The 17,736-nt window shown below is 44.8% G+C and carries 13 protein-coding genes; 10 read left to right on the top strand and 3 right to left on the bottom strand.

Annotated elements, in window-relative coordinates; translation table 11 throughout:
• Positions 1-40: 40 nt before the first annotated feature.
• The 5 genes from tyrA to dapD all read left to right on the top strand — a co-directional run bounded on the left by tyrA (position 41) and on the right by dapD (position 4,821).
• Complete coding sequence (tyrA, locus tag DK430_RS09005; protein ID WP_109078731.1) at positions 41-1,165, top strand: bifunctional chorismate mutase/prephenate dehydrogenase; 1,125 nt, start codon at positions 41-43, stop codon at positions 1,163-1,165.
• Positions 1,166-1,243: 78 nt separating this feature from the next.
• Positions 1,244-1,867, top strand: a complete 624-nt coding sequence (locus DK430_RS09010) for an L-threonylcarbamoyladenylate synthase (protein WP_109078732.1) — start codon at positions 1,244-1,246, stop codon at positions 1,865-1,867.
• Between the two features lie 54 nt (positions 1,868-1,921).
• Positions 1,922-2,893 carry a 23S rRNA pseudouridine(2605) synthase RluB gene (gene rluB / locus DK430_RS09015; protein WP_109078733.1) on the top strand — a complete coding sequence of 324 codons (972 nt, stop codon included), beginning with the start codon at positions 1,922-1,924 and terminating at the stop codon, positions 2,891-2,893.
• A 30-nt stretch (positions 2,894-2,923) separates the two neighbouring features.
• Positions 2,924-3,895 carry an HTH-type transcriptional regulator CysB gene (cysB, locus tag DK430_RS09020; RefSeq protein ID WP_109078734.1) on the top strand — a complete coding sequence of 324 codons (972 nt, stop codon included), beginning with the start codon at positions 2,924-2,926 and terminating at the stop codon, positions 3,893-3,895.
• A gap of 98 nt (positions 3,896-3,993) precedes the next feature.
• Positions 3,994-4,821, top strand: a complete 828-nt coding sequence (gene dapD / locus DK430_RS09025) for a 2,3,4,5-tetrahydropyridine-2,6-dicarboxylate N-succinyltransferase (protein WP_109078735.1) — start codon at positions 3,994-3,996, stop codon at positions 4,819-4,821.
• A gap of 77 nt (positions 4,822-4,898) precedes the next feature.
• On the opposite strand, the gene tehB is transcribed toward dapD, so the two are convergent.
• A complete protein-coding gene (gene tehB, locus DK430_RS09030) occupies positions 4,899-5,759 on the bottom strand; it encodes an SAM-dependent methyltransferase TehB (protein WP_109078736.1) in 861 nt (286 codons plus the stop codon).
• Between the two features lie 404 nt (positions 5,760-6,163).
• Here tehB and aceE point away from each other — a divergent pair, with 404 nt between their 5' ends.
• From aceE to DK430_RS09050, 4 genes are all read left to right on the top strand, one after another.
• On the top strand, positions 6,164-8,821 hold the full coding sequence (aceE, locus tag DK430_RS09035; RefSeq protein ID WP_109078737.1) for a pyruvate dehydrogenase (acetyl-transferring), homodimeric type: 2,658 nt from the start codon (positions 6,164-6,166) through the stop codon (positions 8,819-8,821).
• Positions 8,822-8,908: 87 nt separating this feature from the next.
• Complete coding sequence (aceF, locus tag DK430_RS09040) at positions 8,909-10,798, top strand: pyruvate dehydrogenase complex dihydrolipoyllysine-residue acetyltransferase (protein ID WP_109078738.1); 1,890 nt, start codon at positions 8,909-8,911, stop codon at positions 10,796-10,798.
• Positions 10,799-10,901: 103 nt separating this feature from the next.
• Complete coding sequence (gene lpdA, locus DK430_RS09045) at positions 10,902-12,326, top strand: dihydrolipoyl dehydrogenase (protein WP_109078739.1); 1,425 nt, start codon at positions 10,902-10,904, stop codon at positions 12,324-12,326.
• Between the two features lie 90 nt (positions 12,327-12,416).
• Entirely contained in the window at positions 12,417-12,671 is a 255-nt protein-coding gene (locus DK430_RS09050; protein WP_109078740.1) for a hypothetical protein, read from the top strand.
• A 154-nt stretch (positions 12,672-12,825) separates the two neighbouring features.
• Here DK430_RS09050 and DK430_RS09055 read toward each other — a convergent pair whose 3' ends face one another.
• Both DK430_RS09055 and DK430_RS09060 read right to left on the bottom strand, forming a co-directional pair.
• Positions 12,826-14,208, bottom strand: a complete 1,383-nt coding sequence (locus DK430_RS09055; protein ID WP_239496807.1) for an SLC13 family permease — start codon at positions 14,206-14,208, stop codon at positions 12,826-12,828.
• Positions 14,209-14,480: 272 nt separating this feature from the next.
• Positions 14,481-15,080 (bottom strand): outer membrane beta-barrel protein, encoded by a 600-nt coding sequence (locus tag DK430_RS09060; protein ID WP_109078741.1) that lies wholly within the window; start codon positions 15,078-15,080, stop codon positions 14,481-14,483.
• Between the two features lie 544 nt (positions 15,081-15,624).
• On the opposite strand from DK430_RS09060, the gene DK430_RS09065 reads away from it, so the two are divergent.
• Positions 15,625-17,700 carry an ESPR-type extended signal peptide-containing protein gene (locus tag DK430_RS09065; protein ID WP_109078742.1) on the top strand — a complete coding sequence of 692 codons (2,076 nt, stop codon included), beginning with the start codon at positions 15,625-15,627 and terminating at the stop codon, positions 17,698-17,700.
• Positions 17,701-17,736: the final 36 nt, after the last annotated feature.

Consider the following 17,736-nt stretch of genomic DNA (forward strand, 5'->3'; position numbering starts at 1 on the left):
GTGCGGTCGGTTTTTAAAACGTTTTTTAAATGAGGATAACATGGAACGCTTGGCGGAATTGAGAGCGCAGATTGATGCGCTGGATCAGGAATTGTTGCAACTATTGGCGAAACGGCAGCAGGTGGTGCATAAGGTCGGGGAAGTGAAACAACAGCACGGACTGCCTATTTATGTGCCGCAACGGGAAGCGGAAATGTTGCAACGCAAGCGTGAGGCCGCCGAGCAAATAGGGCTTTCGCCGAATCTGATTGAAGACGTGTTGCGCCGCATTATGCGCGAATCCTATGTGAGCGAAAATCAATTCGGCTTTAAGACCGTGAATCCGCAGATTCGCAAAATCGTCATTGTGGGCGGACGAGGCAAGCTCGGTAGCTTGTTCCGCCGTTATTTAGAAGGTTCCGGCTATTCCGTCGAATGTCTGGAGCAAGAAGATTGGGCGCGAGCGGACAGTCTTTTACATGACGCCGACGTGGTGATCGTGTCCGTGCCCATCGCTAATACATTAGACGTCATTGAACAACTGAAACCATATCTTACGGAAAATATGTTGCTGGCGGATTTGACTTCCGTGAAGCGTGCGCCGTTGGAAAAAATGCTGGAGGTGCATAACGGCGCGGTTGTCGGTTTGCATCCGATGTTCGGACCGGACGTGGCAAGCATGGCAAAACAGGTGGTAGTTTGTTGTAACGGGCGTTTTAACGAACGCTATCAATGGCTGTTGCAACAAATTCAAATCTGGGGAGCGAAAATCTATCAGGTGGATGCCGCCGAGCATGATTATCACATGACCTATATTCAAGCGTTGCGCCACTTTTCTACTTTTGTGTACGGCTTGTATTTGTCGCAACAGCCGGTGGATTTGGAAAAATTATTAGCGTTATCTTCACCGATTTATCGCTTGGAACTTGCCATGGTCGGGCGTTTATTTGCGCAGGATGCGGCGTTGTATGCGGACATTATCGCCGACAAACCGGAAAATCTGGCGGTTATCGAGCACCTTAAAAACAGTTATGAAACGGGATTCGCCTTTTTCAAAAATCACGATCGCCAAGGCTTTATCGATCAATTTAATCAAATTCGTGACTGGTTCGGCGACTATTCCGAGCAATTTTTACAAGAAAGCCGCCAGTTGCTACAACAAGCCAACGACTCGAGAAATGTTTAGTAAATCCTAAACAAACAGTTATCTCACGCAGAATTAAGTGTGTATAATAACGCGTCTATTTACTCGGAGAGTAAGCAAATGAGTCAATTTTTTTATATCCATCCGGAAAATCCGCAAGTTCGTCTGATTAATCAGGCGGTAGAAATTTTGCGCAACGGCGGGGTGATTGTGTATCCCACCGATTCCGGTTATGCCTTGGGTTGTATGATTGGCGATAAGCACGCGATGGATCGCATCGTGCAAATTCGCCAGTTACCCGAAGGACACAATTTTACGTTGGTGTGCAGTGATTTATCGGAATTATCCACCTATTCGTTAGTGACCAATTCCGCGTATCGTTTAATTAAAAATAACACGCCCGGTCGTTACACCTTTATTTTAACGGCGACCAAAGAACTGCCACGTCGTTTAATGACCTCCAAACGTAAAACTATCGGTATTCGCGTGCCGGATAATCAAATCACCTTAGATTTATTGAAAGCCCTTGGCGAGCCGATTTTGTCCTGTTCCTTAATGTTGCCGAACGAAGAACATCTGACCCAGTCGGATCCGGAAGAAATTCGTGATCGTTTGGAGCATCAGGTGGATTTGATTATTCACGGTGGCTACTTAGGGCAAGAACCGACTACGGTGGTGGATTTAACCGAAGACACGCCGGTGATTTTGCGCGAAGGCAGCGGCGCCATCACACCATTTATTTAACTTAGCAGTATTTACGATTAACAGCAGACGCTTGGGAAAGCGACACGAGGATTTATGAAAGCCACAACAACAAAGCGCACGCAAAATCGACCGCACTTTTCGCAGAATAGAGATAAAAATACGATGCCAAAAGCCCGTCCGAACAGCAACATAAGCAAAACACCGGCCGCAGAGGGCGAAAAATTACAAAAAGTGTTAGCCCGCGCAGGGCAAGGTTCCCGCCGTGAAATTGAGGCGATCATTGCGGAAAATCGTGTGAGTGTAGACGGCAAAATCGCAACATTAGGTGATCGGATTAACGTGCATTCGGGCGTAAAAGTGCGTATCGACGGGCATTTGATTAATCTTACCCAAGCGCAGAAGGAAGTTTGTCGCGTGTTGATGTATTACAAACCGGAAGGGGAGCTTTGTACCCGTCATGATCCGGAAGGACGCGCCACCGTATTCGATCGCCTGCCGCGTTTAACCGGCGCCCGCTGGATTGCAGTAGGGCGTTTGGATATTAACACTTCCGGTTTATTGTTATTTACCACCGACGGTGAACTTGCCAATCGTTTAATGCACCCAAGCCGTGAAGTGGAGCGGGAATATTCCGTACGCGTGTTCGGGCAGGTGGACGAAGCTATGTTGGCACGCTTGAAGAAAGGCGTGCAATTGGAAGACGGTCCGGCGAATTTCAAAGAGATTAAGTTTGGCGGTGGCGTAGGTATGAACCAATGGTTCGATGTCACCTTAATGGAAGGGCGCAACCGCGAAGTGCGTCGTTTATGGGAATCCCAAGGTATTCAGGTCAGTCGTTTGATTCGTATTCGTTATGGCAATATTAAATTGATGAAAACCTTGCCGCGCGGCGGTTGGCAGGAGATGGAATTGGCGGATGTGAATTATTTGCGTGATTTGGTTGGGTTACCACCGGAAACTGAAACCAAATTGAGTGCTGATAAAACACGCCATAAACCGAAAGTCGGTCAAATTCGTAAAGCCGTAAAACGTTACTCGGAATTGAGTAAACGTTACAAGAAATAGCAAGAATAGCTATAGATAAAAGAGGAACTTATGAAATTTCAGCAACTTCGTTACGTGGTTGAGATTGTCAATCAAAATTATAATGTCACGGAAGCCGCCCATGCGTTATACACCTCTCAACCGGGGATCAGTAAACAGGTGCGTTTATTGGAAAATGAGCTCGGTTTGGAGATTTTTGATCGTAACGGCAAACACATTAAAGGCTTAACGCCTGCCGGTAAAAAAGTCGTCGCCATTTCTCGTGAACTGATGGTGAAAATGCAGGCAATTCGTTCTGTGTCCGACGAATATACCAAACCGGATCACGGGGTGTTGCGCATTGCTACCACGAATACACAAGCCCGTTATATGTTGCCTCATGTGGTGGATCGTTTTTCCAAACGTTATCCCGATGTGAGTTTGCATATTCATCAAGGTTCCCCAACACAAATTTATGATGCCTTATTGTCCGGCGAAGTGGACTTGGCAATTACCACTGAGGCGCAATATTTATTCGACGGTGTGGTGTTATTGCCATGTTATATGTGGAACCGTTCGGTGATTGTGAAGCCGGAACATCCTTTAGCCCAATGCGATCTTCTGACCATTGAAGAATTGGGTAAATATCCTTTAGTCACTTATACCTTCGGGTTCACTGGTGTTTCCGATTTGGATTATGCCTTTAATAGCGCCGGTATTCTGCCGAATATCGTATTTACAGCTACCGATGCCGATGTCATTAAAACCTATGTACGTTTAGGTTTGGGCGTGGGGATTATGGCATCCATGGCGCATACCCCGGCAGACATCGATCTGGTGGCGTTGAAAGCGGATCATTTGTTCCGTGCCAGCATGACGCAAATTGCCTTTAAACATGGTGCTTTTTTGCGCAATTATATGTACGATTTTATCAATTATTTCTCACCGCACTTAACCCGTGAAAGCGTGGAACGGGCAGAACGTATGCACGACAATAACGCAGTGAAAAAATTGTTTGATCATGTCAGATTACAGACGTTGTAACCGAAACATATTTTTTCGTTACATGAAATCAGGCAACGGCAAGTTGTGTCGTTTGTCGCCGAATAACCCCTTTTATTAACATTGATATAGGAAGCAAAATGTCAAACTTACAACAAATCATTGAAAACGCCTTTGAAAAACGTGCTGAAATCACACCAAAAACCCTGGATGCACAAACCCGTGCCGCCATCGAAGAAGTGATTGAGGGATTAGATAGCGGTAAATACCGTGTTGCCGAAAAAATCGATAGCGAGTGGGTCACTCACCAATGGTTGAAAAAAGCGGTCTTGTTATCCTTCCGCATCAACGATAACCAACTTGTTGATGGGGCAGAAACCAAATATTACGACAAAGTACCATTAAAATTCGCTGATTACACCGAAGAACGTTTCCAACAAGAAGGTTTCCGTGTTGTGCCGTCTGCGACCGTGCGTAAAGGTGCATACATTTCCAAAAACTGCGTACTCATGCCCTCTTATGTGAACATCGGCGCTTATGTTGGCGAAGGCACTATGGTGGATACTTGGGCAACTGTAGGTTCTTGTGCGCAAATCGGTAAAAACGTGCACTTATCCGGCGGCGTAGGCATCGGCGGCGTATTGGAACCGTTGCAAGCTAACCCAACCATCATCGGTGATAACTGTTTTATCGGTGCCCGTTCCGAAGTGGTAGAAGGCGTGATCGTAGAAGACGGCTGTGTAATTTCCATGGGCGTATTCATCGGTCAATCTACCAAAATCTACGATCGTGAAACAGGTGAAGTTTACTACGGACGCGTCCCGGCAGGTTCCGTGGTGGTTTCCGGCAGCCTACCGAGCAAAGACGGCAAATACAGCCTTTATTGCGCAGTGATCGTGAAAAAAGTGGATGCAAAAACCTTGGGTAAAGTCGGCATCAACGAATTATTACGTTCTATTGAAGAGTAGTTATTAAAAAACACCAAAAAGAACGACCGCACTTTTACGTCACAAAGTGCGGTCGTTTTCTTTTCTAAATCAGCAAATTATTTCTTTCTTGCCAACATTGTCACAAATTTCATTTTGTAACGGTTGCCGTTTTCGTCGGTTTTGTGCAGTTCGCCCATGTTCTCGTTGTATTCCAGAAACTCCCAGTCTTTATAATAATTTTTCAATTCGTTTTCGGCGAAAGTGAAAGAGAAGGGGAGTGGACACGGTACTTCCGGCGTGGACATCGCCGCAACAATGAGATTATAACCGCCCGGGTTGGTGTGGCTTTGCATATTTTCAATGATTGCCGGTACACGGGTGCGATCTAAGAACATGAAGACCACGGTAGAAACGATGAAATCGTAGTTTTCTTGGATGTTGGCGTTGTTAATGTTGTAAAGTGCGGTCTGAATTTTCAGATTTTCTTTTTCTTTGGTTTCATTTAAAAACATGAGACTGTTTTCATTGTGATCCCAAGAGGTGACGTCATAGCCGAGTAAACTTAAATAGAGTGAATTACGTCCTTGTCCGCAGCCTAAATCCAGCACTTTGCACGGTTTGATGATTTTTGCAGCATCCACCACATCGCCGTGGGTGGCGGTCATATTGTATTTCTTACTGAAGTAGTCCTCTTTGGTGCAATAAAATTCAAGGAAGCATTCCAAATCATCGGAAAGAGCTTCGACGCGATGCCAAAGTTGTGGTTCAACGAAAGGTGTTTCATCCTGCGAGGTGAAAATATGTTCGCTAACCACATCGCCCTCTTCTGTGAGCACATAGAATTTAAGCTGACCTTTTAAAACGGTGATTTTTCCCCAGGTGCCTGCTTTGGTGTTGTGCTTTTCCTGAAACATTTTCGGTAAGGAATCTTTCGTCCAAACAGGCATTTTTTTGTAACAAATAAGTTCGTTTTGCATTTTTTTCTCCAACATAGAATAGTTGAGCGTAATGGTAGGTTAATTTGTATTTATATGCAATATGTTACGTGCATTTGGCATTGGATAAAAAACACGAAAATCTATATCGGGGAAAAGTGCGGTCATTTTTTTGATTAATTCGGCAAATCATACCAATTTGTGATTATTTAAAAATGCGCGGCAAGCTGAATATTTTCAGGCGTAGCATGAAAAATCACTATCATTTTTTCAAAAAATCTAATAAGATTTACATTATTTGTTAAAAATTTGTAATGTTTATTTTTATACAAAAATTGAACAGGATTTTGGCAGATTAAACGTATTTTAGTTATCAATTCGTTGTTTAATTTCTACCAAAAGTAGGTTAAACGTACTTCTAACTTAACAAAGATAAGGAAAAAACTATGTCAGAATTATTAAAAAATGACGTAGATCCGATCGAAACTAACGATTGGTTGGCAGCAATTGATTCGTTAATTCGTGAAGAAGGTGTTGAGCGTGCACAGTTCATTATTGATCAAGTGATGCAGCAGGCTCGTATTGGCGGTGTTTCTTTACCGACGGGAATTACCACAGATTATGTGAACACGATTCCGGTTTCCGAGCAACCGGCGTATCCGGGAAATCCGGAAATCGAGCGTCGAATTCGTTCTTATATCCGCTGGAATGCCATTATGATGGTATTGCGCGGTCAGAAAAAAGATCTCGATTTGGGCGGCCACTTAGCCACTTTCCAATCTGCGGCAAGCGTTTATGAAGTCGGTTTTAACCATTTCTTTAAAGCGGCAACGGAGAAAAACGGTGGTGATTTGGTGTTCTTCCAAGGGCACGCCGCACCGGGTATGTACGCTCGTGCGTTCTTAGAAGGTCGCTTAACCGAAGATCAATTAGACAACTTCCGTCAAGAAGTGCACGGCAAGGGTTTATCTTCTTATCCGCATCCGAAATTAATGCCTGACTTCTGGCAATTCTCAACGGTTTCCATGGGCTTAGGTCCGGTTAACGCCATTTATCAAGCCCGCTTCTTAAAATACTTACAAAATCGCGGCTTGAAAGATACGGCGGATCAAAAAGTGTATGCTTTCTTGGGCGACGGCGAAATGGATGAAATTGAATCCAAAGGCGGATTAACTTTCGCTGCACGTGAGCACTTGGACAATCTGATTTTTGTGATTTCTTGTAACTTACAACGTTTAGACGGCCCGGTAAATGGTAACGGTAAAATCGTTCAGGAATTAGAAGGTTTGTTCGTTGGCGCAGGCTGGGAAGTGATCAAAGTGATGTGGGGCAGCGGCTGGGATAAATTATTCGCGAAAGACACCACAGGCAAATTGACTCAATTAATGATGGATGTGGTTGATGGCGACTACCTCACTTTCAAATCCAAAGACGGTGCTTATGTACGCGAACATTTCTTCGGTCGTTATCCTGAAACTGCCGCTTTAGTGGCGGACATGACTGATGATGAAATCTGGGCGTTAAGACGCGGTGGTCATGATTCACAAAAAATCTATGCGGCATTTAAGAAAGCACAAACCGCAGGTAAGCCTGTCGTGATTTTAGTGCATTCCGTAAAAGGCTATAAGATTGCCGAAGCGGAAAGTAAAAACGTGGCGCACCAATCTAAAAAAATGTCCCACGAAAGTCTTAAAGCCTTCCGTGATTATTTCCACATTCCGGTGAAAGACGAAGATTTGGATAATCTTCCGTACATGACTTTCCCTGAGGGTTCCGAAGAATACAACTATTTACACCAACACCGTCAAGCCTTACAAGGTTATTTACCGGCACGTAAACCGAAATTCGACGTAGAATTTAAAGTGCCGGAGCTTGCTGAATTTGCACCGTTGCTGGAAGCACAACCGCGTCCGATTTCCACCACCATGGCGTTCGTACGTTTCTTAAATACCTTATTGAAAGATAAAAATATCGGTAAAAATATCGTTCCGATTATCGCCGACGAAGCGCGCACTTTCGGTATGGAAGGCTTGTTCCGTCAAGTCGGTATTTATAACCCGCACGGTCAAAATTATGTGCCTTCCGACCGCGATTTAGTGGCTTACTATCGCGAAGCGAAAGATGGTCAGGTATTGCAGGAAGGTATCAATGAATTAGGTGCGACCTCTTCTTGGTTAGCGGCGGCGACGTCTTATTCCGTCAGCAACGTACCGATGATTCCGTTCTTTATTTACTACTCCATGTTCGGTTTCCAACGTGTCGGCGACTTGCTATGGGCGGCGGGCGACCAATTGGCGCGCGGCTTCATGGTGGGCGGTACTTCCGGTCGTACCACATTGAACGGTGAAGGCTTACAACACGAAGATGGCCACAGCCATATTCAATCTTTGACCATTCCGAACTGTATTTCTTACGATCCGGCATTTGCCTTTGAAGTGGCGGTGATTTTACAAGACGGTATTCACCGTATGTACGGCGAAAAACAGGAAGATGTGTTCTATTACATCACCACCTTAAACGAAATCTATGACCAACCTGCAATGCCAAAAGGCGCAGAAGAAGGGATTCGTAAAGGTTTGTATAAATTTGAAACCGTTGCAGGCAAAGGTAAGGGCACAGTGCAATTACTGGGCTCCGGTGCGATTTTACGTCATGTGCGTGAAGCGGCTCAAATCTTGGCAAATGATTATGGCATCACTTCCGATGTGTATAGTGCGCCTTCCTTCACCGAAGCAGCCCGCGAAGGTGCCGACGCGGTACGTTGGAATATGTTACACCCAACCGAAACCCCACGCGTGCCGTATGTCGCGCAAGTAATGAACGACAAACCGGCAGTGGCGGCAACGGACTACATGAAACTCTTTGCAGAACAAATCCGCGCTTATGTGCCGGCGAAACACTATCATGTATTGGGTACCGATGGTTTCGGTCGTTCTGACAGCCGTGAAAACTTACGCGAACACTTTGAAGTAAACGCACATTATGTTGTTGTGGCAGCATTAAATGTGTTGGCGGAAGAGGGCACCGTAGAGAAGAAAGTCGTTGCGGAAGCAATCGCCAAGTACGGTTTGGATACAGAAAGACTGAATCCGCTATACGCGTAAAAATTCAGGAAAAAGCCACCGCACTTTTTATCTCGAATATAAAAGTGCGGTCGGTTTTACAAACGTTTTTTAAAGGTAAAAAAGAAAATGGCTAAACAAATTCAAATCCCGGATATCGGCAGCGATGAAGTTACCGTGACCGAGGTGATGGTAAAAGTTGGAGATACCATTGCGGCGGATCAATCCATTATCAATGTGGAAGGCGATAAAGCTTCTATGGAAGTGCCGGCACCGGAAGCAGGTGTGGTAAAAGAAATTTTAGTAAAAGTGGGCGATAAAGTGTCAACAGGTACACCGATGTTAGTGTTGGATAGCGCGGATGCTACTCCTGCACAAGCTCCGCAAGCTGCAGTCCCGGCACCTCAAGTCGCTCCGGTCGCTGCACAGGTTGTTGATGTCAACGTGCCTGACATCGGCGGTGACGAAGTGAATGTGACCGACATTATGGTGAAAGTAGGCGATCGCGTTGAAGTGGACCAATCCATCATTAACGTAGAAGGCGATAAAGCCTCTATGGAAGTACCGGCTCCGGTTGCGGGCATCGTAAAAGAAATCCTCATTAAAGCGGGTGATAAAGTGTCCACCGGCACATTAATCATGCGCTTTGAAACGGCAGGTAGCGCACCGGCAACTGCACCGACGGCTTCTGCGCCGGCAGTAGCAGCTGCGGCACCTGTTGTGGGTGGCGTGAAAGATGTGAACGTGCCTGACATCGGCGGTGACGAAGTGAATGTGACCGAAATCATGGTGAAAGTAGGCGATAGCGTTACCGAAGAACAATCTTTAATCACCGTGGAAGGCGACAAAGCTTCTATGGAAGTGCCTGCACCGTTTGCCGGCGTAGTGAAAGAAATCTTAGTGAAATCCGGTGATAAAGTGTCTACCGGTTCTTTAATTATGCGCTTTGAAGTTGCGGGTGCAGCACCTGCCGCAACACCGGCGCCAACCGCACAAGCGCCGGCTCCGCAAGCTGCACCGGTGGCTCCGGCAGCACAAGCTTCCGCACCGGCGGCATCTTCTTCTCAAGCGGATGTTGAAAGCGCGAAAAGCTATGCTCATGCAACACCGGTAATTCGTCGTTTAGCACGTGAATTCGGTGTGAACTTGGATAAAGTAAAAGGTACCGGTCGTAAAGGTCGTATCTTAAAAGAAGACATTCAAGCTTATGTGAAAGCCGCAGTGAAAGCCTTAGAAAGCGGCGCGGCGGCAACAGGTGCGGCAAATGGCGCAGGTTTAGGCTTGTTACCATGGCCGAAAGTGGATTTCAGCAAATTCGGCGAAATCGAAGAAGTGGAATTAAGCCGTATCAACAAGATTTCCGGTGCGAACTTACACCGTAACTGGGTCATGATCCCGCATGTTACCCACTTCGACAAAGCGGATATCACCGACTTGGAAGCTTTCCGTAAAGAACAAAACGCCTTGGCGGAAAAACAAAAGCTCGGCGTGAAAATTACCCCTGTGGTCTTCATTATGAAAGCGGTTGCCAAAGCGTTGGAAGCCTTCCCGCGTTTTAACAGCTCCATCACTGAAGACGCACAACGTTTGATTCTGAAAAAATACATCAACATCGGCGTGGCGGTTGATACGCCAAACGGCTTGGTGGTTCCGGTATTTAAAGACGTGAACAAAAAAGGCATTATCGAGCTTTCCCGCGAATTAATGGAAGTATCCAAAAAAGCCCGTGACGGTAAATTAACCGCAGCGGATATGCAAGGCGGCTGCTTCACCATTTCCAGCCTCGGCGGCATTGGCACAACACACTTTGCGCCAATCGTGAATGCGCCGGAAGTGGCGATTTTGGGAGTGTCTAAATCCTCGATGGAACCGGTTTGGAACGGCAAAGAATTCGCTCCGCGCCTGATTCTGCCGATTTCCTTGTCCTTTGACCACCGCGTGATCGACGGTGCGGACGGTGCACGCTTCATCAGCTACATCGGTTCCGTGTTAGCCGACTTACGTCGCTTAATTATGTAATTTGTCACGCCCCTTGCGTTTGTATTGCTTGAGGGGCGTTGTTACATTGACACTGACCGCTAAAAAGTGCGGTCAGAAATTTCAACGTTTTTACGAGGTAAAAATGAGTAAAGAAATTAAAACCCAAGTGGTTGTACTTGGTGCAGGTCCTGCCGGTTATTCCGCCGCTTTCCGTTGTGCCGACTTAGGCTTAGAAACCGTCATTGTAGAACGTTATTCCACCCTTGGCGGTGTGTGCTTAAACGTGGGTTGTATCCCGTCCAAAGCCTTATTGCACGTTGCAAAAATCATTGAAGAAGCCAGACACGTTGAACATCACGGTGTGGCCTTTGCCGATCCGACTATCGACTTAGACAAAATCCGTGCCGGCAAAGAAGGCGTGGTTTCCCGTTTAACCGGCGGTTTGGCGAACATGGCGAAAATGCGTAAAGTACAAGTGGTACAAGGCGAAGCCAAATTTGCCGATTCTCACACCTTAGCTGTGACCGATAAAGACGGCAACGTCACCAGCGTGAAATTTGATAACGCCATTATCGCAGCGGGTTCCCGTCCGATTGAATTGCTGTTCATTCCACATCATGATCCGCGCGTTTGGGATTCTACCGATGCCCTTGCCTTGCGTGAAGTGCCGAAAGATTTGCTCATCATGGGCGGCGGTATCATCGGTTTGGAAATGGGTACTGTATATGAAGCTTTAGGTTCAAAAGTTGACGTGGTAGAAATGTTCGACCAAGTGATTCCTGCGGCAGATAAAGACATCGTGAAAATCTTCACCAAACGTATTGAGCAAAAATTCAACTTAATGCTTGAAACCAAAGTGACCGCAGTGGAAGCCAAAGAAGATGGCATTTACGTTTCGATGGAAGGCAAAGCGGGCAACATCACCAACCGTTATGATGCCGTATTAGTGGCAATCGGTCGTACGCCGAACGGTAAACTGATTGACGCGGAAAAAGCCGGCGTGAACGTGGATGAGCGCGGGTTCATTCGTACCGACAAACAAATGCGTACCAATGTGTCCCACATTTTCGCTATCGGTGACATTGTGGGTCAACCGATGTTGGCGCATAAAGGTGTGCATGAAGGTCACGTTGCCGCTGAAGTTATCGCAGGCAAAAAGCACTATTTCGACCCGAAAGTGATTCCATCCATCGCTTACACCGAGCCTGAAGTGGCATGGGTTGGTAAAACCGAGAAAGAATGTAAAGCCGAAGGCTTAAACTACGAAGTGGCGAATTTCCCATGGGCAGCGTCCGGTCGTGCAATTGCTTCCGACTGTGCAGACGGTATGACTAAACTGATTTTCGATAAAGACACACATCGTGTATTAGGCGGCGCTATTGTCGGTACCAACGCCGGTGAATTGTTAGGCGAAATCGGTCTTGCCATCGAAATGGGTTGTGATGCGGAGGATATTGCATTAACCATTCACGCCCACCCAACCTTACACGAATCTGTCGGTTTAGCCGCCGAAGTGTTCGAAGGTTCCGTCACCGACTTACCAAATCCAAAAGCGAAGAAAAAATAATTTGCTTGATTGAAAATAAAAGCCTTTCCGTTTGGAGGGGCTTTTTTATGGGTATAATACAATCTCTAAAACCGACTACAAGGTCATGCCATGCGTCTCAAACAGTTTATTTTAGTTAGTGTTGTCATTGTTATTTCCGCGTTCTCACCTTTTATTGTGATGCTTATTTGGGCATATTTTGAAGCTTTACAACGCGGCGTGCCTTTGAGCGCTCTAAACGAAGCCAACAGTTCTGCTACCGCGCTTGGTTGGCTCGGTTTGGCGACGTTGCCGTTGGGATTTTTCTGTTTGCTAGGCTTTTGGCTTTTTGCATTTTTTGATTGGCTAAAAATGTTGAAGAAATGAGTTGAAAAAACGAGGGGAAAAATGACCGCACTTTGGGATGAAAAAGGGCACGCGTTAGGAAACGCGCGCCATCGTTATCTTCCAATTCTGATAGAGTAATTCGGTCCAAGCGTAGATGCTTGAACCATCAACGGCGTATTCTTTAGCGTGTAGATTAAATCCAGAAAAAATACGCCAGTCCGCCAATAATCAAAATCGCACCGATATTCATATAGAACCCGATTTTCGCCATTTCGCTCTGACGAATATGGCCGGTGGCAAATACCATTGCGTTCGGTGGTGTGGCAATCGGCAACATAAAGGCACAGGAGGCACCGGCAGCGATAATTTCGGCTAATCCGACTGTGGATAAATTTAGTGACGTAGCGACGGAAATAAAAATCGGCATCAAGAGCGCCGCACTTGCCGTATTTGAGGTGAACTCCGTGAGGAAGACGATAAACGCGGCTAAGATTAATGTCACAACGAGCAAGTGCTGCCCGTCGGCAATCGCCATAATCCCGTCAGCTAGAATTTTACTTGCGCCGGTGCTTTGTAATAAATTACTTAATACCAACCCGCCGCCGAATAGCAATAAAATGCCCCATTCCGTTTCTTGTTGAATTTGTTTCCAATGGGCGACGCCGGAGACACAGATTAATACCACGATGAACATCGAGGTTAAACTGTCAAAATTTTTAATCGTCGGAATCCCCATTAACCCACTGATTAGCGGTTCCACCAATTTGCTAAAAATCAGCATAAAGGCGAATAAGGCAAAAATTGCCAGCGTAATTTTACGTGGGCGCGTCATTGGAATCTCTTCCATTTCCACGGCAAAATCTACATTGAAATTCGGACGTAATACTACCGCCATGGCAAGAATACATGTCGGAAACAGCAATAACATCACCGGCATACCGTAAGGCAGAAAATCCACGAAACTGATATTGGTTAATGAGGCCAGTAACGCGTTAGGCGTACTGCCGACTAATGTGCCAATTCCTCCGATACTGGCGCTGTAAGCGATCCCCAGTAAAACAAAAGCATAAAGTCTTCTGTTTTTGGTAATTTCGATTTTGCTTAAAATCCCGATTGCCAACGGTAGCATCATCGCCGTTACAGCAACATTATTGATAAACATGGACAATGCCGCAGTAGCGCCGAATAAATAGATTATTGTGGTTTTTAGCCTCCCTTTGGCTAAACGGATGATGTGCTGAGCAATCCATAAATCGATTTTTTGAATTGAGAGTACCGCCGCAATAACGAATCCCCCCAAGAACATAAAAATTATCGGGTTAGAAAAGGGCGCAAAGGCCTGCTGAGTGTTGGACACACCAAGCAATACGGCAAAAATCGGTACCATTAATGCCGTAATCGTGATGTTAAAGGCTTCAGTCAGCCAGAGTACGCCGACGAAAACCAACAGCGCCAAACCTCGATTTTCATTGGCGGAAAAGGGTAAGAACTTGAGCAATAAGAAGAAAATGACGAAATCGACAGCCAGAATAAGCATTCCGCGTCTGTGGGGCGTAGGATAATTATCGACACTCATTGAGCACCTCCTGATTTTAAAGTTAATAGAATAATTATGTATATGATGTTGTGTTGCTTTATCGTTAAAGCATTATTTGTGAACTTTGTCAAGAGTCTGGTAGGGGGACGGGAAATATCGTGTGCTTGATAGGGGATAGGAATTGTGATGAGGTTGTGAATATCAATCGTGTGGAGCTGATAGCGCACGCTTCCCTGCGTACGCTATAACGCTTAGATTTCTTTGGTTTTTTAGAGCGCGTTAAGAAATACGCGCTGGTGTTAAGGGGAAAGTTAGAAACGATAACCTAAATTTAGCGCGATGTTATCGCCTTTTAATTTAATATCATCGTGTCCTTCTAAATTCATACGGGTATATTCTACACCAAGCTCTAAATGCTCAGATAAAGCAAATTTGACGCCACCACCAAAGCCTACACCATGCCCAAATCCACTGGAGATATATTTTTCATTTGTATCAAAATAAACGAAATCATAGCTGACTTTAGCATAAGGCATGATAGTATCGGTGATTTTATAGCCTTGTAGGTAAGAAATACTGGATGAAAATTGTTCTTTAAGTTTTTCTCCATAGCCTTCAAGTGAAGCATTACCAAAGCCAATACGTTCTTGGAGATGTCCGATAAAATTACTAGTACCGAAAGAAAAACCAAAACCGCCAATTATGCTGAACCCTGCGCCTCTTGAGGTTTTTGGTATATTTATATAATGGTTATTAATTTTTAAGTCATTGTAACGTGCTGTATTTACCTCACCCCCAATAAACCAGCCTTTAAACTCATCATTAAAGTCATAAGGGTCATTATTGCTTGCAAAAGCGTTGGTGCCAATTATTGGTAAACTTAGCGCAAGGGCTAAAAGTGTTTTTTTCATAATATAAAGGTCCTTTAGGTTGTGAATAAATTCAGTTGGTTATATTGGATGAAAAAAAGATAAATTACAGTAAAGAAGTGTAATGGCGCGGTAAAGTTCTGTAAGTTTTTAGCGGTGATAACGCGTACTTTTCAACCTATGCTGTAACGCTTAAATACTATTCATTCTTATAGCCGACATCAGAAAACACGCATTATGGCTGTACATCCCCCCTCTGATTTACACCAAAATACCGGTTAACTTTGTTTCATTAAACAAATGCAAATTTGCCGCCAAAATCCACCGCACTTTTATGTGGTCGATAGCTATTCGCTTGGGGTTTGTATCTTAATGTATTGTTTTTAAATAAAAAATAACGTAATAAAAATTGTAAATAAAACCTTTGTGGAAAATTTGACAATAAATTCAATATACGAGGGGGGCGGTTTGACTGATTAGCAAACAATCCATAGAATGTGCGCCGCCTAATGGAGAATACCTTCACATAGCTAAATCTTTGTGAAGGTATTTTTATGTCAATTCTTTTTTATTTAAGAGCTTTTTTATGAATAACATTTTCAAAATTATCTGGAATCAGGCGACACAATTGTTTGTCGTTACATCTGAATTAGCCAAAGGGAAAGCTAAATCTTCTTCTCACTCACCGTCAGCAAAGGCTGAATCTTCTTCAATGCCAACCTATTCTTTATTAAGCACATCAATTTTGTTTGGTTTATTGGCAACAAATGCAAACGCTGCAGTAGTTGAACAAAATAACAGCAATGCCATTACAAACATTACAACAGATACCGGCATTGTCATTGGGCAAGGTGCAAGTGCTTATGGCGAAGGGACAAGTATTAGTCGTGATTTAATTGCTATTGGAAATAATGCTAAGGCAACAGAAAGAACAAAAAGAGTAACGTTATTCCACTACCGCACTCCCGGCAATATGGACTGGAGAGATATTACAGGCCGATTAACCAATATTGATGTAGACCCTCTTTGGGGATATTCCTTGGGCGCCTATGATAATAATGAATTTATTGCACGGGCAGCACCTTCCATGGCGTTGGGATATGAGTCCTATGCGTTTGGCGGTTCGGTCGCAATGGGGGCATATTCACACGCCGGTGAAAAAGTTGGTGCAAATAATCAAAACTCCTTGGCTGTGGCGATTGGTTCTTACACAACCGCAACCGGTAATGGTGCGGTAGCAATGGGACCTGCAGCCTCCGCACAAGGCAACAATTCATTTGCTTTAATGCGTCAAGCATCTGCAACAGGTGGCAATGCCATGGCATTAGGTGCGGCATCCTATGCATCAACCGATGGTGCGATTGCCATTGGTCGTATTGCAACCTCAACCGGTAAAAACGCAATTGCAATTGGTACCGGTGGTGAAGGCTCAGGCGCAACCTCATACCTTGATAGAAGTCAAGCAACAACAGCCTCAGGCGATAATAGTATTGCATTAGGTCATAATGTTAATGTGACAACAACAGATTCCATTGCAATTGGTCGTGAATCAAAAGCACATCAGGATAATTCTGTTGCATTAGGTGCATTATCCGAAACACGTGCAGCAACCGCAGAAACAACCGGCATCGTAAACGGCTTTACTTATGGTAACTTTGCAGCGCAAGGTTCCACTGCAAATGGTGTTGTGAGTATCGGTAAAGCCGGTGCAGAACGTCAATTGGTGAATGTGGCAGCAGGTAAAGTATCATCTGATAGCACTGATGCAATTAATGGTTCGCAATTATTCATGACTAATCGTGGTTTATCTTATTTAGGTGATACCTTAGTGACGAATGTGTTGGGTGGTAATGCTGCTGTTGAGAAGTCAGGCAATACGCTTGGTACATTAACCATGAGTAATATTGGCGGCACAGGTAAAAATACAATTGATGAGGCAATCAAAGCCGCTAAAACGGAAGTTAAAGCTGAAAAACAAGCTACAGTAAGCAAAGCAGATGGCGCAAATGGCCAAGCAATTTACACCGTTGGTGCAACAAAAACAACTTTAAATGCCGGTACAAAAGTCAGCGTAACCGGTGGCACTGAAGATGCGAGCGGCATTCTTGCTTATACGGTAGGGCTTGATGCAGCTACTAACGATAAAATTGACAGCATAGGTAGCGGTAATGTCGCTGCCGGCGATACCAATACGGTAACGGGAGCAACCGTTTATAACTACATTCAAAGCAATCCGATTACTTTTGTGGGCGAGGATAATACAAATCCGGTTAAGACAAAATTAGGTGAAACCATTAAATTTACCGGTGGAGATGTAGATACTGATTACAAAGGTACAAACATAAAAGTGAAATCCAACGGCTCAGAAATTGTTGTTGGTTTCAAAGACGCTCCAACGTTTACGAATATCACTGCGGATAGTCTTAATATCAGTAATGGTGGACCAACCATCAATAAAGATGGTATCAACATGAACAATAAAAAGATCACCAATGTTGCAGCAGGTGAGGCTGATACAGATGCAGTGAATGTAGCCCAGTTAAAAGAAGCGAAAGCCAATATTGCTAATATAGCGAACAACGTTCAATTATTAGAAGATAACTCACCGTTTGAGTATGCGGTTGACATCCTCCCCGCCCTAAAGGACGGGGATTCCTACTAGCTCCCCCGCTTTGCGTGGGCTACTCTCGGTGGGTTC

The organism is Aggregatibacter kilianii (assembly GCF_003129965.1).
GTDB lineage: Bacteria > Pseudomonadota > Gammaproteobacteria > Enterobacterales > Pasteurellaceae > Aggregatibacter > Aggregatibacter kilianii_A.

What these genes read in the sequence shown, in the direction of transcription:
- tyrA (WP_109078731.1), top strand. Translation starts at nt 41, where the DNA reads ATGGAACGCTTGGCGGAATTGAGAGCGCAGATTGATGCGCTGGATCAG.
- rluB (WP_109078733.1), top strand. Translation starts at nt 1,922, where the DNA reads ATGAAAGCCACAACAACAAAGCGCACGCAAAATCGACCGCACTTTTCG.
- DK430_RS09065 (WP_109078742.1), top strand. Translation starts at nt 15,625, where the DNA reads ATGAATAACATTTTCAAAATTATCTGGAATCAGGCGACACAATTGTTT.
- aceE (WP_109078737.1), top strand. Translation starts at nt 6,164, where the DNA reads ATGTCAGAATTATTAAAAAATGACGTAGATCCGATCGAAACTAACGAT.
- cysB (WP_109078734.1), top strand. Translation starts at nt 2,924, where the DNA reads ATGAAATTTCAGCAACTTCGTTACGTGGTTGAGATTGTCAATCAAAAT.
- lpdA (WP_109078739.1), top strand. Translation starts at nt 10,902, where the DNA reads ATGAGTAAAGAAATTAAAACCCAAGTGGTTGTACTTGGTGCAGGTCCT.
- DK430_RS09010 (WP_109078732.1), top strand. Translation starts at nt 1,244, where the DNA reads ATGAGTCAATTTTTTTATATCCATCCGGAAAATCCGCAAGTTCGTCTG.
- tehB (WP_109078736.1), bottom strand. Translation starts at nt 5,759, where the DNA reads ATGCAAAACGAACTTATTTGTTACAAAAAAATGCCTGTTTGGACGAAA.
- DK430_RS09055 (WP_239496807.1), bottom strand. Translation starts at nt 14,208, where the DNA reads ATGAGTGTCGATAATTATCCTACGCCCCACAGACGCGGAATGCTTATT.
- aceF (WP_109078738.1), top strand. Translation starts at nt 8,909, where the DNA reads ATGGCTAAACAAATTCAAATCCCGGATATCGGCAGCGATGAAGTTACC.
- DK430_RS09050 (WP_109078740.1), top strand. Translation starts at nt 12,417, where the DNA reads ATGCGTCTCAAACAGTTTATTTTAGTTAGTGTTGTCATTGTTATTTCC.
- dapD (WP_109078735.1), top strand. Translation starts at nt 3,994, where the DNA reads ATGTCAAACTTACAACAAATCATTGAAAACGCCTTTGAAAAACGTGCT.
- DK430_RS09060 (WP_109078741.1), bottom strand. Translation starts at nt 15,080, where the DNA reads ATGAAAAAAACACTTTTAGCCCTTGCGCTAAGTTTACCAATAATTGGC.